This window comes from Leisingera aquaemixtae (assembly GCF_001458395.1).
Classification (GTDB): Bacteria; Pseudomonadota; Alphaproteobacteria; order Rhodobacterales; family Rhodobacteraceae; genus Leisingera; species Leisingera aquaemixtae.
The window spans coordinates 112,061-132,739 of record NZ_CYSR01000040.1; the positions used below are offsets into that span (position 1 = coordinate 112,061).

Below are 20,679 nucleotides of genomic sequence, written 5' to 3' on the forward strand. Positions count from 1 at the left end.
ACTCACGCTCCTGTGCGTACGAATTTGCCATCCACCACATGGATGCCGCATTCTTCTTTGTTTTCGCCGCGCCAGCGCCCGGCACGGGGGTCTTCGCCTTCCTTGACCGGGCTGGTGCAGGGCGCGCAGCCGATCGAGGGATAACCCTTGGCCACCAGCGGATGGCGGGGCAGGCGGTTTTCATCCATATAGGTGCGCACGTCCTCGGGCGCCCAATGGGCCAGCGGGTTGATCTTGAGCCGCCCAGTTGAGCCTTCTGGGCCGTCCTCGACTTCAAAGAAGTCCAGAGCAGCGCGGGAGCCGGACTGGAACCGCTTGCGCCCCGTGATCCAGCCTTCATATCCGTCCAGCGCCTTTTGCAGCGGGATGGTCTTGCGCAGGGTGCAGCAGGCGTCCTTGTCGCTGAACCGCAGCGCCCCGTAGGGGTCCTTCTCGGCGATGTCATCGGCGCGGATGATGCGCACATTGCGCAGGCCCAGCCGCTCGCTCACTTCCTGCTGATAGATCAGCGTCTCGGTGAACAGCAGTTCGGTGTCCACGAACACAATCGGCGTCATCGGGTCGATGATCGCGGCCATGTGCAAAAGCACCACGGATTCCGCGCCGAAAGAGGAGACCAGGGCGATGTGGCCCGCGTCCCGCAATGCGCCCTCCATCACCGAGGTGGCCGAGTGGTGGCGGTAGCGCGCATTGAGCGCTTCCGCCTTGGCGGCCAGCTCCCGGTCCCGAAGGGGGATTTCCCCTCCGGCGGGCGTGTTTCCGGCTGAATGGAACATCGGATCAGGCGACCTTTTTCTGAGCCTCGGGATAGAGCGCGGCCTTGAACGGCTCCATGCCGATCCGGCGGTAGGTTTCGAGGAAGGTTTCCTCGGCGCTGTCACGCCGGGCCATGTAGACATCGACGATGCGTTCAACCGCGGGCACGATCTCGTCATAGGCAAAGCCGGGGCCGGTGCGGGTGCCGATGGCCGCCGTCTCGGTGGCGTCGCCGCCCAGGGTGATCTGGTAGTTCTCCACCCCTGCGCGGTCCAGGCCCAGAATGCCGATGTGGCCCACGTGGTGATGGCCGCAGGCGTTGATGCAGCCCGAGATCTTGATCTGCAGATGGCCGATGTCGTGCTCCATCTTCAGTTCGTCAAAGCGTGTTGCGATTTCCTGCGCGACCGGGATCGAGCGGGCGGTGGCCAGCGCGCAGTAATCCATGCCCGGGCAGGCGATGATGTCCGAGATCAGGCCGATGTTGGCGGTGGCCAGGCCATGCGCCTTCAGCGTAGCATGGATTGCCGGCAGGTCGTTCTTGCGGACATGCGGCAGGATCACGTTCTGCTGGTGGCTGATGCGCAGCTCGTCATAGGCGTATTGCTCGGCCAGATCGGCCATTACCCGCATCTGCTCCGCCGTTGCGTCGCCCGGGGTTTGCCCATGCGCCTTGATCGAGATGGTGGCGATTGCGTGGCCCTCGGCGCGGTGCGCGTGCAGATTGGTGTCGGCCCAGGCGCGGAACACCGGGTCGCTTGCATAGGCCGCGTCGAACACATCGGTCGGGGCGGAGCGGAACTCCGGCGCCTGGAAATGCGTCTTGATCTCTTCCAGCAGTTCCTGGTCGGTGCCATCGTACTGGCCGCGGATCGCGAGGAAAGCTTCCTCGGTCATCGCGCGGTAGGTGTCGATGCCGTTCTCGGAAACGGTGATCTTGATGCGGGCCTTGTACTTGTTGTCGCGGCGGCCCAGCACGTTGTAGACGGTCAGCACCGCCTCCAGATAGGGCAGCAGATCCGCCTGCGGCAGGAATTCCCGCAGCACCTGGCCGATCATCGGGGTGCGGCCCAGGCCGCCGCCGACGATGACCTTGAAGCCAATCTTGCCGTCCTGCTCCACCACCTGCAGGCCCACGTCATGCGCCTTGATCACGGCGCGGTCGGCGCCGCTGCCGGTGATGGCGATCTTGAACTTGCGGCCCAGGAACTGGAATTCCGGGTGGTCGGTCGACCACTGGCGGATCAGCTCGGCATAGGGGCGGGGATCGGTCAGCTCATCCGCGGCGGCACCGGCGAAATGGTCGGCGGTGGTGTTGCGGATGGTGTTGCCGGAGGTCTGGATGGCGTGCAGCCCAGCCTCTCCCAGCGCGTCCAGCATGTCCGGGATGTCACGCAGCTTGGGCCAGTTGTACTGGATGTTCTGGCGGGTGGTGAAATGGCCGTAGCCCTTGTCCCACTTCTCGGCCAAGAGCGCCAGGGTGCGCATCTGGCCGGAATTCAGGGTGCCATAGGGGATCGCGACCCGCAGCATGTAGGCATGCAGCTGCAGGTAGACGCCGTTCATCAGGCGCAGCGGCTTGAACTCATCCTCGGTGAGGGAGCCGTCGATGCGGCGCTCGACCTGGGCGCGGAACTGGGCGTTGCGTTCGGCAAGGAAGGCTTCGTCGAATTCATTGTACTTATACATTGGCTTCAGCCTCCTGCTTGCCGTGGAAGTAGTTGGAGGGGCCGGTGCGGCGGAATTCCTCGCGGAAGTGGGTCGGCTCGGGGCCGTTCGGGCCTGCCTTGGCGTCGGCCAGATAGGCGCCGACGATCTTGATGTTCTGCTTTTCCGCTTCCAGCAGGCGCAGCTGGGCTTCGGCTTCATCGGTGATCAGCTCGGCCTCGGCCATGTTGCGGGTCCAGCTGCCCTCGGCGGTGAAATAGATCACGTCGCCTTCCAGCAGATCGTTGGCGGTGATGACTTTGGGCGTAAAGGCGCGGGCCATTATGCAAGCTCCGTTTTGAGATCGTTCAGGGCCGCCGCCGCCTGGCGCGGGGCTAATCCCAGGAAGGTGAGGGCAGGGCCGCCGAAACCGGCCGCGTCGAGGTCGGCGGGCAGGCGGTCCAGAGTGGTTTGCAGCACCCGCTGATCGGGGCGGGAGGCGTTCTCGACAATGGTCACCGGCGTGGCGCGGTCGGCACCGTGCATGATCAGGCGGCCCTGCACGAAACGCGCGGATTTCTTGCCCATATAGACCGCGGCAACCTCGCCCGGACGCGCCAGTGCGGCCCAGTCGTGATCGGCAAAGCCACGCATCGCGTGGCCGGTCAGGAACCGCACCGCGGTGTTGCGGCCGCGCTGGGTCAGGCTTTGGCCGATGGCGGCGGCGGCAGCGGAGGCCGCGGTGATGCCGGGGATGATGCTGTAAGCGATGCCCGCGTCCTCGCAGGCGGTCAGCTCCTCATCCAGGCGGGCAAAGATGGCCGGGTCGCCGCCCTTGAGGCGCAGCACCTTCTTGCCTTCGCGGGCCAGTTCCACCAGACGGGCGTTGATCTCGGCCTGGGAGACCTGGGCGCCGAAGCCTTCCTTGCCGGCGTCTTCCAGCACCGCCTGCGGGCCGGCCAGAGCGAGGATGTCATCGCTGACCAGACGGTCGTGCAGGATCACGTCGGCGGCTTGCAGGGCGCGCAGCGCTTTCAGGGTCAAAAGCTCTGCATCGCCGGGGCCGGACCCGGCAAAGGTCACCTGGCCCGCAGCCATACAGTCCATGCGGCCACGGGTGTGAGTGGCGGCATTGGCAGCATGTGTCGTTGGTGCGGACATCCCTGTACCCTCTTCGGTGTGTTTGACTTAAGGGTAGATATAGGAAATATTCCCGGTATCGCGCTATATGGGCGCGGAAATAAGAACAATGGTTTTGCCGCGGCGGGACATCGGGCCGTTTGGTCCTCACATAAGGAGAAAACAGGAATGACGGTGCGGATCGACGGCACGGACCGGAAAATTCTGGCTGAACTGCAACGGGATGCCAGCCAGTCGCTGGACGAAATAGCCCGCCGGGTGGGGTCTTCCAAGACCCCTGTTTGGAATCGGATCCGCAAGCTGAAGGAGGCCGGGGTGATCGGCCAGCAGACGGTGCTGCTGGACCCGGAGGCGCTGGGGTTCGAGGCCTGTTTCTTTGTCCTGATCCGCACCTCGGAGCATGAGGCGGAATGGCAGGCCAAGTTCCTGCAGGCCTTGCGTGACCGCCCCGAGGTGCAGGAGGCGCACCGGCTGGCGGGCGACATCGACTATATCCTGAAGGTGCGGGTGCAGAACGCGCGCGCCTATGACGTGTTCTATCAGGCGCTGATTTCCGAGGTGAAGGTGCACAATGTGACGGCGCTTTTGTCGATGGAGGAAATCAAGTCCACCACCATGCTGCCGCTGGGCGCCTGAGGGGCGGCTGCGGTTCTGCAACAGCAGGCGGGACCGGTGTCCTGCCTGCTGTTGAATTTGTCACAGGGGCGGGCGCAGCAGCAGGTGGCGCCCGTCCTGCAGCCGCCAGGGCGATGCCTCACCAGTGGCAGCCTCCGGCATCACGCCGATGTCGGCCAGCAGATGCGGAGATGTTTCCGTCAACCGCTGCAGCTCGTGACGCGGCACCTGTACCACGCCCTGAGACGCCGCTGCATGAGGCTCAGCTTTTCTCAGTCCCGTCAGGCCTGCAATCCAGCCAAGCACGCTGCGGGCAAAAGACCCGTGGGGCCGGGCACCCGCGTTATCACAAAATGCAGTCATGGCTACTCCTCCGTTCTGGCCTTTGAGAGTTAGGGTCCGAGGGGCTTGCGCGCAAACCAGTTAAACTTCACCATGGATCAGGAAAACTGACCCATGGTGAAATGATGCGCCTGCCGCCCCTCAATGCCCTGCGCGCCTTCGAGGCCGCCGCCCGCCATGAGGGCTTCATCGCTGCCGCGGATGAACTCTTCGTGACGCGCGGCGCCATCAGCCGCCAGGTGAAGATCCTGGAGGACCACATCGGCGTGCAGCTGTTTCACCGCAACGCCCGCGGTGTGGAGCTGACGGCGGCGGGGCAGCGGCTTTATCCGGTGCTGACCGGGGCCTTTGCGATGATGCAGCGCGAGGTGGAGCGGATCGCGGCGGATGCCTCCGAGCTGCGGGTGATCTGCCCGCCGACGCTGTCGATCCGCTGGCTGCTGCCGCAGCTGGAGCAGTTCCGCGCCGCGCATCCGGAGATCAAGCTGCAGCTGACCACGGACTTCTACAGCAGCAAGGGGTTCAGGGGGGCGGAATACGATCTTGGCATTTCCGTTGAGAACCGCGTGGGGCGGCCGCCGGACATCGAGGTGCTGCCGCTGTTCGAAATGGTCCTCGCTCCGGCCTGCGCCCCGTCGCTGCTGCCGGCGCTGGAGGCCGGCCCCGAAGCGCTAGCCGGCCAGCGGCTGCTGCATGAGAGCCCGCGCCGCTTCGACTGGCCAACCTGGGTGCAGCATTTCGGGGTGGAGCAGGTGGACCCTGCAAGCGGCGAGGCGTTTCCGAACCTCGACATGGCCACCCGCGCCGCAGTGATGGGGGCCGGCGTGGTGATGGCGGATCTGGTTCTGTGCCAGGAGGAACTGGCCCGCGGCGATCTGGTGCTGCCGTTCCCTGAGATGACCTGCGGCACCCCGGACGGCGCCTATGCGCTGATCGGCGAGCGGCAGAAATGGCATGACCCCAAGGTGGCCGCCTTCCGGGACTGGCTGCTGAGCGGTCCCTGCATGGCGGCGCTCTCTGCCCTGCCGGAATGACATCCCGGCGCGGGGGGTGGAAAGGGGGCGCTGCCCCCTCGGCGCTGGGGCGCCTCACCCCCGGAGTATTTAGCCAAAGGTGAAATGGGGCGCGCGCCGCGTCAGCGGCGCCGGGCCCAACCGGGCAAGGGGATCTGTGATCCCCGCGGCGCGGGCGGGAGTGCCCCGGTCCTTAAGAGCGGGTGACCAGCAGCTGCGTGAGCCCGTGGAAATGGTAGCTGTTGCTGTATTCGGGCTCTGCCGCCAGTTTCAGGTCCGGGCAGTGCTCGAACAGGATTGGCAGGGCGATCTGCATTTCCAGCCGCGCCAGCGGCGCGCCGACGCAGAAGTGCAGTCCGCCTCCGAAACTTTTGTTCACCTTCGGCGGACGGGTTGGGTCGAAGCGGCCGGGGTCGTCCAGCGCCGCCGGGTCGCGGTTGGCGGAGCCCAGAAGCAGCGCCACCTGCTCGCCGCGCTGGAAGGTGTGGCCGAACACCTCCGCCTCTTCATAAGCGTAGCGGGTGAACATGTGCAGCGGCGGATCAAAACGCAGGATTTCCTCCACCAGCCCCTCGATTCCTTCCGGTGCCAGCCATTCCGGCTGCCAGCCCTGCTGCAGCATCGTCTTCACGCCGTTGCCAAGCGCATGCACCGTGGCCTCGTGGCCGGCATTCAACAGCAGGATGCAGGTGCCGATCAGCTCATCGGTGGAGAGCTTGTCTCCTTCTTCTTCTGCCGCGATCAGCCGGGTGATCAGGTCGTCGCGGGGATCGTCGCGGCGGTCGTCAATGTAGCCGCGCAGGAAATCCGTGAACTCCTGCGCGGCCTGTGCCGCGGCCTGTTCGGTCGCCTCGGTGCGCGCGGCCTGATACATCGCGACCATCCTGTGCGACCAGTCCAGAAGCTGCGGCGCCATCTCCTCCGGCACGCCCAGCAGGCGGCAGATGGTGATCACCGGCACCTGGGTGCAATAGGCGTCCAGGAGGTCGAAGGGCTGGTCCGGGAAGGCACCGGTCAACTGGTGGCACAGGTCGTGGATGCCCGGCGCCAGCGCCGCGATCTCACGCGAGGTGAAGGCGCGCAGCACCAGTTTGCGCAGCCGGGTGTGGCGGGGCGGCTCGGCATCGAGCATCGAATGCGCCTCCGCCGCCAGGAAGGGGGCGAGATGGGCGGGGCCTTCGGTGCGCAGCTCTTGCGGCACCTCGCGGCCGAAGCGGCGGTCGCGCAGCAGCATGTGCACCGCGGAATGGCCGAAGGCGGCCGCCATGCCGTAATCCTGCCAGTGGTGCATCTGGCCCTCAGCCCTGGCGGCAGCATAGAAAGGATAGGGATCCTGCACAAAGGCGGGATCGGTCGGGGATTGGGTTAAAGTCTTCATATACCGGTTGTTGCCGCTGCATCTGGCCAATGCAAGGGGGGCTTTGATAACGTGCCGCCATGAAAACACAAAACCTTCTTCGCTGGAGCCTGCCCGCCGGGTTCCTTCTGGCCGTGGCGGCGCTGGCGCTGGCGGCGTGGTCCTATGGCTACCGGCAGGCGCTGGACAGTCTGGCCGAGCGCAGTGCGGCCGATCTGGCGCTGGCCTCGGACCGGGTGAGCACGCAGCTGCAGGTCTATCAGGAACTGGCGGTGCTGACCGCGGAGCATCCGGCGCTGGCGGATCTTGCCGCGCCTGGGGCGCAGGCCGGGGCGGCGGATCTGCTGCGGTCGGTGGCGGACAAGACTGCGGCGCTGGATGTGTTCTTTGCTGCTGCGGGCGGCCGGGTGCTGGCGGCAGCCGAAGGGGTGACAGGCGCCAGCGTGGCGCAGCAGGGTTATTTCGTCCGGGCGATGCAGGGGGCCTTGGGCACCGGCCACGGGGTGCTTCAGCCGGATGGCCAGCGGGCCTATTTTTATGCCGCCCCGGCCTTTGCCCCGGACGGGCGGGTGCGCGGGGCGCTGGTGGTGGTGGCCGATGTGGCGGATGTGGAGCAGACCTGGCGCGGCTCGCTGCCGGCGGTGTTCTTTACCGATCAAACCGGCGAGGTGTTCATCGCCAACCGGTCCGAGCTGTTGTTCTGGCAGCGCGGCGGGGCGGCGGCGGAGGCGGAGGCGGGCCAGCCGGAGGTGACCGGCAGGCGCCGTTATGCCGGGCATGAGATCTGGTCGCTCAGGGGCAGTGCCTACCTGCCGCAGCAGGCGCTGCATCTGTCGGTGGATCTGCCGGTCATCGGCATGACGGGCGAGATCCTGGTGGATGTGGCCCCGGCGCGGCGGCTTGCGGTGCTGCAGGCGGCGGCGCTGGCGGCGGTGTGCCTCGCCTTGGGCGCCATGCTGTTCATCGTGATGGAGCGCCGCCGCACCCTGGCCGAAGCCAATGCGGTGCTGGAAAGCCGGGTCGAGGCGCGCACAAGGGCGCTGTCGGCGGCCAACCTGCAGCTGCGCCGCGAGGTGCGCGAGCGCGAGGAGGCCGAGGCGGCGCTGAAGCGCGCGCAGGAGGAGCTGGTGCAGGCGGGCAAGCTGTCGGCGCTGGGGCAGATGTCGGCGGGGATCAGCCATGAGCTGAACCAGCCCCTGATGGCGATCCAGCAGTATGCCGAGAACGGCGCCGCCTTTCTGGAGCGCGGCAAGGCGGCGCGCACCGGGGAAAACCTGGGGCGGATTTCGGACATGGCGGCGCGGATGGCGCGGATCATCAAGAACCTGCGCGCCTTTGCCCGCAATGAAAGCGAGCCGATGGGGCAGGTCGATCTGGTGCGGGTGATCAGCGCCGCGGCAGAGCTGACCGCGCCGCGGCTGAAGGCGGAGCAGGTGGATCTGCGCTGGCAGGCTGCGGACTATCCCGTGCCGGTCTATGCCTGGGGCGGCGAGGTGCGGCTGACGCAGGTGTTTGTGAACCTGATCAACAACGCCGCGGACGCCATGCAGGGGCAGGTGGAGAAGGTGATCTCGATCTCTGTCGACAGCGGCCCGCGGCTGCAGGTGCGGGTGCAGGACAGCGGCCCCGGCATCAAGGAGCCGGAAAAGGTGTTCGAGCCGTTCTATTCCACCAAGGTGGTGGGCAGCTCCGAGGGGATGGGGCTGGGGCTGTCGATCTCCTATGGGCTGGTGCAGAGCTTTGGCGGCAACATCCGAGGCACCAACACCGGCGGCGGCGCGGTGTTCACGGTGGAACTGGAGCCGTGGAGCGAGGCCGGGCAGAGGGATGATGCGGCATGATCCGCAAGGTGCTTTTGGTGGATGACGATGCTGCGGTGCGCGAGGCGCTGGCGCAGACCTTGGAGCTGAATGAGCTGGAGGCGGTCGCGGCGGGTTCCTTTGTGGCGGCCAAGGACCATATCACCCGCGAATTTGCGGGGGTCATCGTCTCGGATCTGCGGATGCCGGGGCGGGACGGGTTTCATCTGCTGGACTATGCCCGCAGCATTGATGACGAGCTGCCGGTGGTGCTGCTGACCGGCGAGGGCGACATTCCGATGGCGGTGAAGGCGATGTCGCAGGGGGCGTTCGACTTCCTGGAGAAGCCCTGCGCCGCCGCCGACTTCCTGCCGGTGCTGGAGCGCGCGCTGAAGACCCGGGCGCTGGTGCTGGAGAACCGGCGGCTGAAGCGGCAGCTGGAAACCGGCGATCCGGCCTCCAGGCTGCTGTTCGGCAGCTCGCCGCAGGCGGAGGAGATGCGCCAGCGGGTGCGGGCGGTGGCGCCGACGGGGGCAGAGGTGCTGGTGACCGGCGCGCCGGGCAGCGGCATTTCCAAGGTGGCGGAGGTCATCCACCTGATGTCGCCTGCCGCGCAAGGCCCGTTTGTGAAACGCCCCGCCGCCGGTCTGGCGGCGGAGACCGTGGCCGGGCTGTGCCAGGAGGCGGCGGGCGGCTCGCTGTTCCTGGATGAGGTGCAGGCGCTGCCGGAAGCGGCGCAGTATGCGCTGCTGGCGCAGCTGGAGCAGGGCTGCGGGGTGCGGATCATCGCAGGCTCCAGCGCCGGTCTGGCGGAGCTGGCACAGGCGGGGAAATTCAGCGCCGATCTGTTCTACCGGCTGGACGTGATGCGGGTGCGCATCCCCTCGCTGGCGGAGCGCCCGGGCGACATTCCCGTGCTGTTCCGGCATTACGTGGCGCAGGCGGCAGAGCAGGCGGGGATCGAGCCGCCGGAGATCAGCCAGGACCATCTGGCGGCGCTGATGGCGCAGGACTGGCCGGGCAACGCGCGCTCCCTTATGTCGGCGGCGATGCGGTTTGTGCTGGGAATGCCGGAGGAGGCTGCCGCTGCCGCCGGGCTGGGGCTGGCGGAGCAGATGGCGCAGGTGGAGCGGTCGCTGCTGATTGCGGCGCTGGGGCGGGCCAACGGGCGCGCGGCTGCGGCCGCGGAAGCCCTGAAGCTGCCGCGCAAAACGTTTTATGACAAACTGGCCCGCTATGGCATCCGGCCCGAGGATTACCGCCGCTGAGGGCGCAGGTGCCGGACGGGGGCGGGTCGTCAGGTCCGGCGGTGATGCCGGGATACTGAAGGAGGCGGCGCCGCCGGAAAGCCCCAAGGGGCCATAGGCGGAGGGAGGACGGGGGGCGCAAGCCCCCATGTCCGCTGAAGCCTTCGGTGCGGGACGCCCCTGCACCCGATGAAGAGGTGGTCTTGGGGGCCCTGTGATCTCCTGGCGGTGCGGGGTGTCAGTCCGCACCAGTGTCGCGACGGGAGGCAGTATCGCAGGACCAGGTTAAGGCCGGGAAAGCGGGGCGTGCGGTTGGTGTGCAACGCCCTAGCGCCCGCCCAGGCAGGCGCAGACCTCGCGGTGGACAGCAGACGGCGAATCCCCTGCAGTTCTGTCGGGCGCTAACATTTGTGCGGTTTTCCGCACAAAGGCAGAAGCACCTTGTGCGGGATTTCGCACAGCTTTTGATCCGCTTCGTCAAGCTGCCTCCAGGGGTCATCGTAACTGACTGTCAAATTGGGAAAATTTCGGGCGGCGGGTGATTCCCGAATCAAAACTTGAGCGGCTTTCCGCAACTTGGGATGCTCTGAGCGGGCTTCAGCCATGCGCTGAGGGCAACATAGAGTTTTCTGATGATTTTTCTGGGAGGAAAGACATGAAATTCCTGACCACTGCTGCAACCGCACTGGCACTGGCCGTTTCCGCAGGCGCCGCAAGCGCCGCCTGTGACGACGGCGAAATCGTGGTGAAGTTCAGCCATGTGACCAACACTGACAAGCACCCCAAGGGGATTGCCGCGTCGCTGCTGGAAAAGCGCGTGAACGAGGAAATGAACGGCACCATGTGCATGGAGGTCTATCCGAACTCCACGCTGTACAACGACAATAAGGTGCTGGAAGCGATGCTGCAGGGCGACGTGCAGCTGGCCGCGCCGTCCTTGTCGAAGTTCGAGAAGTTCACCAAGCAGTTCCGCCTGTTCGACCTGCCGTTCATGTTCAAGAACATCGAAGCGGTGGACACGTTCCAGGCGTCTGAAACCGGCCAGGAGATGCTGGACTCGATGCAGCGCCGCGGCCTGCAGGGGCTGGCCTACTGGCACAACGGCATGAAGCAGATGTCGGCCAACAAGCCGCTGGTCGAGCCGTCGGATGCCAACGGGCTGAAGTTCCGCGTGCAGTCCTCTGACGTGCTGGTGGCGCAGATGGAAGCGATCGGCGGCAGCCCGCAGAAAATGGCGTTCTCCGAAGTGTACGGCGCGCTGCAGCAGGGGGTTGTGGACGGGCAGGAAAACACCTGGTCCAACATCTACGGCAAGAAGTTCTTTGAGGTGCAGGACGGCGTGACCGAGACCAACCACGGTGCGCTGGATTACCTGGTGGTGACTTCGGTCGACTGGCTGGACAGCCTGGAGCCGGAGGTGCGCGACCAGTTCCTGACCATCCTGAACGAAGTGACCGCAGTGCGGAACGCCGAATCCACCAAGGTGAACGCCGAGGCCAAGCAGTCGATCATCGACGCCGGCGGCGTGGTGCGCGAACTGACACCTGAGCAGCGCGCGGCCTGGGTCGAAGCGATGAAGCCGGTCTGGGAGAAATTCGCAGGCGACGTCGGCCAGGAAAAGATCGACGCCGCGCAAGCCATCAACGCAGGCCTGTAATCAGCGCCTTTCCGGGGTGCCCGCGCGGGCGCCCCGTATCCGCGGGCGGCGCGGGGATCCGCCGCCTGCACCCTTACTTTCCGCAAAACTTGGGAGGCAGCCATGGTGGGGTCCAGAACCGGCCCGAGCGGGCTTATCAACTCACTCGAAGAAACCCTGATCGCGCTCCTCCTGGGGCTGATGACGGCGATTACATTCGCCAATGTGATCGCGCGGTTTGTATTCAATTCCAACATTCTGTGGGCGCTGGAGCTGACCGTGTTCCTGTTTGCCTGGCTGGTGCTTCTGGGCGCGTCTTATGCGGTCAAGACCCATGCGCATCTGGGGGTGGACGCCATCGTCAACATGCTGGCGCCTGGCGCGCGCAAGGCGGTGGGGCTGTTTGCCGTTGCCTGCTGCCTGGTGTTTTCGCTGCTTCTGCTGAAGGGCGCCTATGACTACTGGGCAGTGTTTGCCGACCTGCCGCCCACCTCGGGCCGCTGGTTCCCGACCGGGTTTGACATGAAGGCGCGCAGCCAGAGCTTCTATGAGGTTCAGGACGTGCCGATGGTGGGGATCTTCAAGTTCCTGGAAGACCTGATCAATTACGGCGACTCCTACGAGAAGCTGCCGAAGGTTGTTCCTTACGTGGTGCTGCCGGTGTCGATGCTGCTTCTGGTGTTCCGTTTTACCCAGGCAGCGTTCCAGATTGCCCGCGGCGAGGCGGACCGGCTGGTCGCCAGCCATGAGGTCGAAGACGAAATTGCAGAAGTGCAGGCGCAGCGCGGGGAGCATGACTGATGGAAGTGGTAATCCTCTTTGCGATGGTGATCGGCCTATTGCTGATCGGGGTGCCGATTGCGGTGTCCCTGGGCCTCAGCTCCACCATCTTTCTGCTGATCTATTCCGACAGCTCGCTGGCGTCGGTCGCGGGCACGCTGTTTGAAGCCTTTGAGGGGCATTTCACCCTGCTGGCGATCCCGTTCTTTATCCTGGCCTCCAGCTTCATGACCACGGGCGGCGTGGCGCGGCGGATCATCCGCTTCTCCATCGCTTGCGTGGGCCATCTGCCGGGCGGTCTGGCGATTGCGGGTGTGTTCGCCTGTATGCTGTTTGCGGCGCTGTCCGGGTCGTCGCCGGCCACCGTTGTTGCGATTGGTTCCATCGTGATCGCGGGCATGCGGCAGGTGGGATACACCAAGGAGTTTGCGGCCGGTGTGATCTGTAACGCAGGCACCCTGGGCATCCTGATCCCGCCGTCGATCGTGATGGTGGTCTATGCGGCGGCGGTTGAGGTTTCGGTGGGCCGGATGTTCCTGGCCGGGGTCATCCCGGGCCTGCTGGCGGGCCTGTTCCTGATGGTCACCATCTACGTGATGGCCAAGGTCAAGAACCTGCCCAAGGGCGAGTGGAGGGGCTGGGGCGAGATCATCACCTCGGGCCGCGAAGCCGGCTGGGGGCTGTTCCTGATCGTGATCATCCTGGGCGGCATCTATGGCGGCATCTTCACCCCGACCGAGGCGGCGGCGGTTGCGGCAGTGTACGCCTTCCTGATCGCGAGCTTTGTCTACAAGGACATGGGGCCGCTGTCGAACGGCGAAGGCGCACCGAAGACGCCGCTGATCAAGAAGCCTTATGCGCTGGTCACGGCGTTCTTCCACAGCGACACCAAGCACACGCTGTTCGAGGCGGGCAAACTGACCGTCACGCTGCTGTTCGTGATCGCCAACGCGCTGATCCTGAAGCATGTGCTGACCGATGAGCAGGTGCCGCAGCATATCGCCAATGCGATGCTGTCGGCGGGCTTTGGCCCGGTGATGTTCCTGATCGTCGTCAACGTGATCCTGCTGATCGGCGGCCAGTTCATGGAACCCTCGGGCCTGCTGGTCATCGTAGCGCCCCTGGTGTTCCCGATTGCCATCGAACTGGGCATCGACCCGATCCATCTGGGTATCATCATGGTGGTGAACATGGAGATCGGCATGATCACCCCGCCGGTCGGCCTGAACCTGTTTGTGACCTCGGGCGTGGCGGGCATGCCGATGATGGGGGTGGTGCGCGCGGCGCTGCCGTTCCTGGCGGTGCTGTTCGTCTTCCTGATCCTGATCACCTATGTGCCCTGGCTGTCGACAGTGCTGCCAAATGCGGTGATGGGGCCGGAGATCATAACGAAGTAGCCTTAAGGCAAAAAGAAACGCCCCGGGAAACCGGGGCGTTTTTCGTTTCAGGGGAGGGGCGCTGCCCCGCAGGTTTGAGTTGGAAGAGGGGCGCTGTCCCGCGGGATTGAATTGGAAGAGGGGCGCTGCCCCGCAGGATTGAATTGGAAGAGGGGCGCTGCCCCTCTTGGCCCTTGGCCAATTCACCCCGGAGTATTTAGGGGAAAGATGAAGCCCAGGCAGATTTCATCTTTCCAAAAATACTCAAATCCAACGCCCGCGCTGCTGCGCGCCGGTCAGCTGGCTTCCAGCGCGGTTATGATCGGGGAGAAATCTGCGGCCTTGAGGCTGGCGCCGCCCACAAGTGCGCCGTCGACGTTGGAGACGGCAAAGATCTCCGCGGCGTTGGAGGGCTTGACCGAACCGCCGTAGAGCAGGCGGATGCTGTCTGCGGTCCCAGTGCCGAAGCGGGCGGTGAGCTCGGCGCGCAGGAAATCGTGGACCTCGGCGATCTGTTCCAGCGTCGGCACCTTGCCGGTGCCGATGGCCCATACCGGTTCATAGGCGATCACGGTATTGGCGCCGGTGGCCGACTCCGGGACGGAGCCTGCGAGCTGGGTGCCGGCCACTTTCAGCGTGTTGCCGGCTTCGCGTTCGGCCAGGGTTTCGCCGATGCAGATCACCGCGGTGAGGCCTTCGGCCATCGCGGCCTCCGCCTTGGCGCAGACCTGGGCGTCAGTCTCGCCGTGGTCGGCGCGGCGTTCGGAATGGCCGAGGATCACGGCGGAGGCGCCTGCGTCCTTGAGCATGGCAGCGGACAGATCGCCGGTATGGGCGCCGGAGGCCCTTGCGTGGCAGTCCTGGCCGCCGATGGCGATGCCCCGGGCTGCCTCTGCGGCGCGCGACAAGAGGGTTGCGGGCGGGCAGATCAGGATGTCTGCGGCCGGCGCGGGGTGGCTTTCCGCGAGCGCTGCGAGCTCGGCCAGGGCCGCGCCGGTGCCGTTCATTTTCCAGTTGCCTGCTGCCAGTTTACGCCGCATGGGGGAGTGCCTCCGAATGTCCTGTCTGGGCGTGACTGGTAGCACCGGCAGCCGGGCGGCGCAATTCGCTTGGGCGGGGCAGGGCGATGCAAAAAGGGCGGGGAAGACCCCGCCCGCCGGTTTCGTCCTGGCAGCATTGGCTCAGCTGCCGGGCTGTTCCTTAAAAGAGATCGACTCGCCGCAGCCGCAGGCCTCGGCCACGTTGGGGTTGTTGAACTTGAAACCGCTTTCCAGAAGCGACACCTCATAGTCGATTTCGGTGCCGAACAGGAACATCTGCGCCATCGGCGCGATCAGGATGCGGGCGCCGTCCTGTTCCACCACCTCGTCATTCGGGGCGGGTTCATCGACGTATTCCATGGTGTATTCCATGCCCGCACAGCCGCCTTTCTTGACGCCGATGCGCAGGCCGGCATGGCCGTCCTTCTGCATCAGCCTGGCGATCTGCGCCGCTGCCTTGGGCGTCATTGTCACAGCTTGCTTGCCGGGAATTCCAAACATCCGGGTCTCCAAAAGTCGCGCGTTGCTTAGTATCTAGGAGCGCCGTGCCGCGGTCTCAAGGGCGCGCGGGCATCGGACCGGCGCATCAGCGGCGCCGCCCGGGGGGCGGGCGCGCCCCGAAGGCTTACATGAAGCCCAGTTCGAGGCGGGCCTCGTCGGACATCATCTCCATGCCCCAGGGCGGCTCCCAGGTGAGCTGCACGTCAACGCTTTTGACGCCGGGCACCGGCGACACCGCATCGACGATCCAGCCCGGCATCTCGCCCGCCACCGGGCAGCCCGGCGCGGTCAGGGTCATGATGATCTTGACGTCGTTCTCGTCGTTGATGCTGATCGTGTAGATCAGCCCCAGTTCGTAGATGTTCACCGGGATTTCCGGGTCATAGACGGTGCGGCAGGCCTCGGCCACGGCCTCGTACAGCGGGTGGCTGACGGAGGAGGGCGCGATCAGCGGTGCGCCTTCGAGCGGTTCTGAAGGGTTTGTCATGATGGTCCCGGTCTGATTATCCGACGGTTTATATAGGAAATATGCGGCCCGGCGTCCAGAGGCGCTGGGTGCCGCTGGCGGAATGATCTGCCGCCGGGCTGTGCGGGCGGGTTTGATTTGGCGGGTCTGCGCGCTAAATCGTTGCTTCCCCATAATGAAATTGAAAGCTGCCTGGATGCAGCGGCCGGATGCCGCATGCCGGCCGGACCGTGGTGCCTGGCAGCAACGGGGGAGGGAGAGCCATGCCTGAGCCGAGTGTGCCCGCACGGGCTGCCGCGATTGCTGGGCCGGCGCTTGCCGCGCTCCTGGGGACCGCCGCCGCGGCCCAGGATCTGAGCGGCTGGCGCTGGCAGCTGACGCCGTTTGTGCTGGCGCCTTCGGTGGAGAGCACGACAGAGCTGGGCCGGGCTGCCGGGGATGTGTCATTTGAGGCAAGCGACGTGTTCGATCAGCTGCAGGCGGGCGGAATGCTGCAGTTCGAGGGCGTCCACAGCAGCCGGTTCGGGTTCCGGCTGCGGTATGCGCTGCTGGATGCCGATGCCACCGGCAGCAGCCCTGCCGGGGCGCTGCCGGTGACCTATGATCAGAATGTGGCGGAAGCGGTGGTGACCTACAGTTTCGGGCGCGGCCGGGACAGTTTCCAGCTGTTCGGGGGCGTGCGCCACTGGGATGTGGATGTGATTGCCGGCTTGCCCGGCGGCACCGTGCGGCAGGGGGCGGAATGGACCGACCCGATTGCCGGGCTGCGCTGGCAGCGCCGCGTGTCGCCGGAGTTCAGCATCCTGCTGGAGGGCGACATCGGCGGCTTCGGCGCCGGGTCGGACCAGAGCTGGTCGGCGATGGGCGGGCTGGTCTATGACCGCTGGGAGCGCGCCTCGATCTATGTGATGTACCGCGGGCTGGGGGTGGATTACCAGGAGGGCACCCGCGGCACCGGCAGTTTCTTCCGCCATGATGCGGTGACCCATGGCCTGCTGGCGGGCATCGGGTTCAAGTTCTGAGGGCGGGCGGCAGCGCGGCGGCCCGCCCGCCGGATCAGTCGTTGATATCGTGATCGAAGGTTTTGACCTGGCCCTTGGGCAGGGCAAACAGCCGTTTCAGCAGCAGCCAGGCGGCCAGCGACAGGCCGGCAAAGATCAGCAGCAGCAGGGGCAGGCCCCAGCTGCCGCCGGACACCAGCAGCAGCAGCGCCACAGCGGCGGCGCCGATGGCGAAGCCGAGGAAGACAAACCCGGGCGCCAGGATTTCGAGGATGCCCAGCACCAGCGCTGCCGCGGCCCAGACCCACCAGAGCGTCCAGAAGCCATCTGCCATCACTTGCTTCCTTTCAGCAGCTTGAAGGCATCGCCAAAGGCTTCCAGCGCGTGAGCCGGGACCAGAATGGTCTGCTTGCCTTCACCCTTGCCAAGGGCGTTGAGCGATTCCACCTGTTTGAGCGCCACCTGGTACTGGGCGGCCTCGAGGCCATTTTCGGCAATCGCCTTGGCGACAACCTGGGTCGCGTAGGCCTCGGCCTCGGCCTGGATGCGGCGGGCCTTGGCGGTCTGCTCGGCGGCGTAAAGCTCGGCATCGGCCTGCAGCTCGACCGCGCGCTTCTGGCCCTCGGCCTTGGTCACCTCGGCCCGGCGGGCGCGCTCGGCGTTGAGCTGCTGCAGCATGGCGTCGCGGGTGGCCTGGTCGAGGTTCACATCCAGGATCTCGGCGCGGGTCACTTCGATGCCCCAGTCATCCACCGCGCTTTCGACGCTTTCCTGGATGCGGGAGATCAGCTGGGCGCGGTTCGACTGCACCTCGTCCAGATCCATCTTGCCGATCTCGGCGCGCACGATGCCGGCCACGGTGGTGGCAATGGCGCCGTCCACATCGCGGATCCGGTAGACGGTCTTTTCCGGTTCAAGGATGCGGTAGAACACGGAGGTGTCGATCTGCACCAGCACGTTGTCCTTGGTGATCGCGTCCTGGGTGGCGTTCGGGAGCTGGCGCTCCAGGATCGAGATCTTGTGGCGGGCCACGTCGAGAAGGGGCACGATGAAGTTGATGCCCGGCCCCAGCACCGAATGCAGGCGGCCGAAACGCTCGACCACGTATTTCTCCGACTGGGGCACGATCTTGACCCCTTTGAGCGCGACGATGATCAGCAGGAGGGCGCCCAGCAGATAGAGAAGATTACCGGACAAGAGGTCGAGCAGGTCGTTTTCGGTCATGAATCTGCCTTCTGTTTCAAGCTTCTGCGCGCAGGATTGTGCGGGCGCGCGGGGGAGGTCAAGGGGAACCGCAGATCAGGAGGCGGCGGGTTTGAGGCGCCGCATCGGGGCCGGGCGGACCCGGTCTTCGATCTCGTTATAGATCAGCGCGGCGATGTTCTTGGCGGAGGTCTTTTCGATCCCCTCCAGCCCGGGGGAAGAGTTCACCTCCAGCACCTTGGGGCCGGTGGCGGACCGCAGCAGGTCGACGCCCGCCACATTGAGGCCGAAGGCGCGGGCGGCGCGCACGGCGGTGCTGCGCTCTTCCTTGGTGATGCGCACCGGGGTGGCGCTGCCGCCAAGGTGAAGGTTGGAGCGGAAATCGCCCTCGGCACCGGAGCGTTTCATCGCCGCCACCACCTTGGCGCCGACCACGAAGCAGCGGATGTCCTCGCCCGCGGCTTCCTTGACGAACTGCTGCACCAGGAAGTTGGCCTGGAGGCCGCGGAAGGCGGTGATCACGCTTTCGGCGGCCTTCTTGGTTTCCGCCAGCACCACGCCTTTTCCTTGCGTGCTCTCCAACAGCTTGACGATCAAGGGCGCGCCGCCGGCGATGCCGATCAGGTTGGCGGTGTCCTTGGGCGAGGCGGCAAAGGCGGTGGCGGGCATGCCGATCTTGTTGCGGGCCAGCACCTGATGCGCGTGCAGCTTGTCGCGGCTGGCGGTGATGCCTTCGGAGCCGTTGACGCAGAAGGTGCCGAGCGCCTCGAACTGGCGCAGGAGCGCGGTGCCGTATTGGGTGACCGAGGCGCCGACGCGCGGGATCACCGCGTCATAGCGGGGCAGGCGCTTGCCGTCATAGTGGATTTCCGGCGCCAGCGCGTTGATCGCCATGTAGCAGCGGGTGGTGTTGATCACCTCGACCGTGTGGCCGCGCTTTTCGCCCTCTTCGACCAGGCGGCGGGTGGAGTAATTGTCCTCGCGGCTGAGCACAGCGATGCGCAGGGCGCGTTTGGGGGCGGTCTTGCGGATGCTGGCGGAGGAATAGACCGAGTAGTCTAGCTGCGGCTGGCAGAAGCGTTCGCCCGGCACCACGGTCATGTTTTCGGTCAGCGCCTGGCGGCCCAGCAGCATGTGTTTGGCCATGCCGCGCCGGTCGGTCAGCGTGAGTTCAACCGTCCAGGTCTGGCCCGCAACCTCCAGCTTGGTCTGGATCACGTAGCGCATTTCCTTTTCGCCGTTGGACGAGGTGACTTCGCGGCGGTCGGTGATCGGGGCGGAGCAGGGGATCTCCAGATCGTACTGGCCGGGGATCGGGTGCACCATGAAGCGCACCTTGGGGGCGTTCTGCGGCCCGAAGGTTTCGATCTCAGTGGCGTGCAGCGAGGAGGTGCGGGCCCCGGTGTCGACCTTGGCGCGCAGCGCGGGCAGCCCCAGTTCCGGCAGGCTGACCCACTCCTCCCACCCGAGTTTCAGTTGCGGCGCCGGGTCTGCTGTGGACATGCGCGGGGCTCCTTGGCATTAGGGGGAATCGCCGCCTTTCAAATGCGGCAGAGAAGCGCAGGAATACGATATGGCTACCCTTTTCAACTTCGAAATGAAAGCAACGGACGGGAAAGCGCGCACCGGCGTGATCCAGACGCCGCGCGGCGAGATCCGCACGCCTGCCTTCATGCCGGTTGGCACGGCTGCGACCGTGAAGGCGATGATGCCGGAAAGCGTGCGCGCGACCGGGGCCGACATCCTGCTGGGCAATACCTATCACCTGATGCTGCGCCCAACGGCGGAGCGGATCGACCGGCTGGGCGGCCTGCACAAGTTCATGAACTGGGAACGCCCGATCCTGACCGACTCGGGCGGGTTCCAGGTGATGTCGCTGGCGGGCCTGCGCAAGCTGACCGAGAAGGGCGTGACGTTCAAATCCCATATCGACGGCTCCCGGCATGAGCTGACGCCGGAACGCTCGATGGAGATCCAGCGGCTTTTGGGGTCTGACATCGTGATGTGTTTCGACGAATGCCCGGCGCTGCCGGCGGACCGCGACCGGATTGCTGAAAGCATGCGGCTGTCGATGCGCTGGGCGGAGCGGTCGCGCGAGACCTTCGGAGACCGTCCGGGGCACGCGCTTTTCGGCATCCAGCAGGGCGGGCTGGAGCGGGATTTCCGCGAGGAAAGCGCCGAGGCGCTGAAGGCCATCGGCTTTGACGGCTATGCCGTCGGCGGCCTGGCGGTGGGCGAAGGGCAGGAGGCGATGTTCGGCTGCCTGGACTTTGCGCCGGACATGCTGCCGGAGGACAAACCGCGCTACCTGATGGGCGTGGGCAAGCCTGACGATATCGTCGGCGCGGTGGCGCGCGGCATCGACATGATGGACTGCGTGCTGCCGTCGCGCTCGGGGCGCACCGGGCAGGCGTTCACCCGCTATGGCGTGGTGAACATCAAGAACGCCCGCCACCAGGACGACCCGCGGCCGCTGGATGAGCAGTGCAGCTGCCCGGCCTGCTCGAACTACTCCCGCGCCTACCTGCACCATGTATTCCGTTCGAACGAGATGATCTCGGGCATGCTGCTGACCTGGCACAACCTGCATTATTTCCAGGAGATCATGGGAGGAATGCGGGAGGCGATTGCCGCGGGCACGTTTGACGCCTGGCAGAAGGACTTCCACGACACCCGCGCGCAAGGCGATATCGAGCGGTTGTGAACGGGCACGGTTGAACAGTCACTGTGCGCGGGCGGGCAGGTTCTGTGGCTGACGCC

At 65.8% G+C, this 20,679-nt stretch carries 21 protein-coding genes; 9 read left to right on the top strand and 12 right to left on the bottom strand.

Going from position 1 to position 20,679, the window contains the following annotated elements:
- Positions 1–2 precede the first annotated feature (2 nt).
- Genes PHA8399_RS20665 through cobA form a run of 4 tightly spaced genes read right to left on the bottom strand, consistent with a single transcriptional unit; the run spans position 3 to position 3,501 of the window.
- The gene (locus PHA8399_RS20665) at positions 3–776 is read right to left on the bottom strand and encodes a phosphoadenylyl-sulfate reductase (protein ID WP_058287976.1); all 774 of its coding nucleotides are present in this window, start codon (positions 774–776) and stop codon (positions 3–5) included.
- A gap of 4 nt (positions 777–780) precedes the next feature.
- Positions 781–2,445 (bottom strand): nitrite/sulfite reductase, encoded by a 1,665-nt coding sequence (locus PHA8399_RS20670; protein WP_058287977.1) that lies wholly within the window; start codon positions 2,443–2,445, stop codon positions 781–783.
- Positions 2,438–2,746 carry a DUF2849 domain-containing protein gene (locus tag PHA8399_RS20675; RefSeq protein ID WP_058287978.1) on the bottom strand — a complete coding sequence of 103 codons (309 nt, stop codon included), beginning with the start codon at positions 2,744–2,746 and terminating at the stop codon, positions 2,438–2,440. Before PHA8399_RS20675 ends, PHA8399_RS20670 begins: the two co-directional genes overlap by 8 nt.
- Positions 2,746–3,501 carry a uroporphyrinogen-III C-methyltransferase gene (cobA, locus tag PHA8399_RS20680; protein ID WP_058287979.1) on the bottom strand — a complete coding sequence of 252 codons (756 nt, stop codon included), beginning with the start codon at positions 3,499–3,501 and terminating at the stop codon, positions 2,746–2,748. The genes PHA8399_RS20675 and cobA overlap by 1 nt, the downstream gene beginning before the upstream one ends.
- A gap of 210 nt (positions 3,502–3,711) precedes the next feature.
- On the opposite strand from cobA, the gene PHA8399_RS20685 reads away from it, so the two are divergent.
- On the top strand, positions 3,712–4,179 hold the full coding sequence (locus tag PHA8399_RS20685) for an Lrp/AsnC family transcriptional regulator (RefSeq protein WP_008553370.1): 468 nt from the start codon (positions 3,712–3,714) through the stop codon (positions 4,177–4,179).
- A gap of 60 nt (positions 4,180–4,239) precedes the next feature.
- Here the strand turns inward: PHA8399_RS20685 and PHA8399_RS22485 are convergent, their stop codons facing one another.
- Complete coding sequence (locus PHA8399_RS22485; protein ID WP_145977102.1) at positions 4,240–4,521, bottom strand: hypothetical protein; 282 nt, start codon at positions 4,519–4,521, stop codon at positions 4,240–4,242.
- 104 nt (positions 4,522–4,625) lie between these two features.
- On the opposite strand from PHA8399_RS22485, the gene PHA8399_RS20690 reads away from it, so the two are divergent.
- A complete protein-coding gene (locus PHA8399_RS20690) occupies positions 4,626–5,534 on the top strand; it encodes a LysR substrate-binding domain-containing protein (protein ID WP_058288163.1) in 909 nt (302 codons plus the stop codon).
- A 172-nt stretch (positions 5,535–5,706) separates the two neighbouring features.
- Here the strand turns inward: PHA8399_RS20690 and PHA8399_RS20695 are convergent, their stop codons facing one another.
- Complete coding sequence (locus PHA8399_RS20695) at positions 5,707–6,891, bottom strand: cytochrome P450 (RefSeq protein ID WP_058287980.1); 1,185 nt, start codon at positions 6,889–6,891, stop codon at positions 5,707–5,709.
- Between the two features lie 59 nt (positions 6,892–6,950).
- On the opposite strand from PHA8399_RS20695, the gene PHA8399_RS20700 reads away from it, so the two are divergent.
- The 5 genes from PHA8399_RS20700 (at position 6,951) to PHA8399_RS20720 (ending at position 13,729) form a co-directional block, all read left to right on the top strand.
- Positions 6,951–8,711 carry a sensor histidine kinase gene (locus PHA8399_RS20700; protein WP_058287981.1) on the top strand — a complete coding sequence of 587 codons (1,761 nt, stop codon included), beginning with the start codon at positions 6,951–6,953 and terminating at the stop codon, positions 8,709–8,711.
- Positions 8,708–9,937, top strand: a complete 1,230-nt coding sequence (locus PHA8399_RS20705) for a sigma-54-dependent transcriptional regulator (protein ID WP_058287982.1) — start codon at positions 8,708–8,710, stop codon at positions 9,935–9,937. Before PHA8399_RS20700 ends, PHA8399_RS20705 begins: the two co-directional genes overlap by 4 nt.
- A gap of 634 nt (positions 9,938–10,571) precedes the next feature.
- Positions 10,572–11,573 (top strand): DctP family TRAP transporter solute-binding subunit, encoded by a 1,002-nt coding sequence (locus tag PHA8399_RS20710; RefSeq protein WP_058287983.1) that lies wholly within the window; start codon positions 10,572–10,574, stop codon positions 11,571–11,573.
- Positions 11,574–11,675: 102 nt separating this feature from the next.
- Entirely contained in the window at positions 11,676–12,353 is a 678-nt protein-coding gene (locus tag PHA8399_RS20715; protein WP_058287984.1) for a TRAP transporter small permease, read from the top strand.
- Positions 12,353–13,729, top strand: a complete 1,377-nt coding sequence (locus PHA8399_RS20720) for a TRAP transporter large permease (protein WP_058287985.1) — start codon at positions 12,353–12,355, stop codon at positions 13,727–13,729. The genes PHA8399_RS20715 and PHA8399_RS20720 overlap by 1 nt, the downstream gene beginning before the upstream one ends.
- Positions 13,730–14,004: 275 nt before the next feature.
- Here the strand turns inward: PHA8399_RS20720 and tpiA are convergent, their stop codons facing one another.
- From tpiA to PHA8399_RS20735, 3 genes are all read right to left on the bottom strand, one after another.
- Complete coding sequence (tpiA, locus tag PHA8399_RS20725) at positions 14,005–14,748, bottom strand: triose-phosphate isomerase (RefSeq protein WP_058287986.1); 744 nt, start codon at positions 14,746–14,748, stop codon at positions 14,005–14,007.
- Positions 14,749–14,889: 141 nt separating this feature from the next.
- Positions 14,890–15,249, bottom strand: a complete 360-nt coding sequence (locus PHA8399_RS20730) for a HesB/IscA family protein (RefSeq protein WP_058287987.1) — start codon at positions 15,247–15,249, stop codon at positions 14,890–14,892.
- Between the two features lie 124 nt (positions 15,250–15,373).
- Positions 15,374–15,736, bottom strand: a complete 363-nt coding sequence (locus tag PHA8399_RS20735; RefSeq protein WP_058287988.1) for an SUF system Fe-S cluster assembly protein — start codon at positions 15,734–15,736, stop codon at positions 15,374–15,376.
- Between the two features lie 242 nt (positions 15,737–15,978).
- On the opposite strand from PHA8399_RS20735, the gene PHA8399_RS20740 reads away from it, so the two are divergent.
- Complete coding sequence (locus tag PHA8399_RS20740) at positions 15,979–16,737, top strand: hypothetical protein (protein WP_058287989.1); 759 nt, start codon at positions 15,979–15,981, stop codon at positions 16,735–16,737.
- Positions 16,738–16,771: 34 nt separating this feature from the next.
- Here the strand turns inward: PHA8399_RS20740 and PHA8399_RS20745 are convergent, their stop codons facing one another.
- From PHA8399_RS20745 to rimK, 3 genes are all read right to left on the bottom strand, one after another.
- A complete protein-coding gene (locus tag PHA8399_RS20745; protein ID WP_027237185.1) occupies positions 16,772–17,050 on the bottom strand; it encodes an NfeD family protein in 279 nt (92 codons plus the stop codon).
- The gene (locus tag PHA8399_RS20750; protein WP_058287990.1) at positions 17,050–17,940 is read right to left on the bottom strand and encodes an SPFH domain-containing protein; all 891 of its coding nucleotides are present in this window, start codon (positions 17,938–17,940) and stop codon (positions 17,050–17,052) included. The genes PHA8399_RS20745 and PHA8399_RS20750 overlap by 1 nt, the downstream gene beginning before the upstream one ends.
- 75 nt (positions 17,941–18,015) lie before the next feature.
- Positions 18,016–19,422 carry a 30S ribosomal protein S6--L-glutamate ligase gene (gene rimK, locus PHA8399_RS20755; protein WP_058287991.1) on the bottom strand — a complete coding sequence of 469 codons (1,407 nt, stop codon included), beginning with the start codon at positions 19,420–19,422 and terminating at the stop codon, positions 18,016–18,018.
- Between the two features lie 70 nt (positions 19,423–19,492).
- Between rimK and tgt the strand changes: the two genes are divergently transcribed.
- On the top strand, positions 19,493–20,623 hold the full coding sequence (tgt, locus tag PHA8399_RS20760) for a tRNA guanosine(34) transglycosylase Tgt (RefSeq protein WP_058287992.1): 1,131 nt from the start codon (positions 19,493–19,495) through the stop codon (positions 20,621–20,623).
- Positions 20,624–20,679 lie beyond the last annotated feature (56 nt).